The organism is Sporolactobacillus shoreicorticis, assembly GCF_024125445.1.
In the GTDB taxonomy this organism is placed as follows: Bacteria; Bacillota; Bacilli; order Bacillales; family Sporolactobacillaceae; genus Sporolactobacillus; species Sporolactobacillus shoreicorticis.
In genome coordinates, this window is record NZ_JAMXWM010000108.1 from 1 (window position 1) to 332 (window position 332).

General features: G+C 44.3%; 1 protein-coding gene. It reads right to left on the reverse strand.

Features of this window, described 5'->3' with window-relative positions; all coding sequences use genetic code 11:
• Positions 1 to 279, reverse strand: a 279-nt coding sequence (locus tag NIE88_RS22225) for a segregation and condensation protein B (RefSeq protein ID WP_253065751.1), incomplete at its 3' end; no start/stop codon positions are given.
• Positions 280 to 332: the final 53 nt, after the last annotated feature.

Sequence of the window (332 nt, forward strand, 5' to 3'; positions counted from 1 at the left end):
ATCCTGAAGCTTTTCCACAATCGCCATATTGACCGAGATTAAACCGTTTTCCTGTACAACCTTTTCAAACATTTCCGCAGCGGTCTTCTGCCTTACCGGTGATCCGGAGGCTTCCTCGACCAAAGCAAATGAAAAAAGTGCTTCAAGTGTGGCATATGGCATAACCCCATTATTTTTGGTGATTTCACCGACGATGCTTGTCTTTGTTACGGTTTCAATCGTTTTCACTTTTTTCGTGTTGTATTTCAACGTGTATTCTGTTCCATCAACGGAAAACATTCATTAAGCGCCCCCTTCCGGTGCAACCGGTGTCGCACTAACAACTTCACTCC